Origin of the sequence: Neokomagataea anthophila, assembly GCF_018122595.1 — a bacterium.
In the GTDB taxonomy this organism is placed as follows: Bacteria; Pseudomonadota; Alphaproteobacteria; order Acetobacterales; family Acetobacteraceae; genus Gluconobacter; species Gluconobacter anthophilus.
This window is the reverse complement of record NZ_JAGRQH010000248.1, coordinates 1-215: the sequence shown is the minus strand read 5'-3', so window position 1 is coordinate 215 and position 215 is coordinate 1. Positions and strand designations below refer to the sequence as shown.

Below are 215 nucleotides of genomic sequence, written 5' to 3'. Positions count from 1 at the left end.
GCTGGATGTACTCGACTGGGATGCCGCATGTGACGGCATCATGTTGGTGGAGTGGCCGGAGCGTGCTGAAGATCTATTGCCGGATGGCGCGCTTCATCTGACCTTGGATCAAGGGGGGACTGATGATGAGAGTGAGGTCTCTCTTGTTGGGTGGCCTGATGCGCGTTTGATGGGTCTGGGGGTTTAAGTATCGTGACAATTGTGAGTGTGGCGCC

1 pseudogene is annotated in these 215 nt (G+C 56.3%); it reads left to right on the top strand.

The features are described 5' to 3' along the window. Positions 1 to 187: pseudogene (locus KB213_RS12595) on the top strand (tRNA (adenosine(37)-N6)-threonylcarbamoyltransferase complex ATPase subunit type 1 TsaE); the annotation flags it as partial. Positions 188 to 215: the final 28 nt, after the last annotated feature.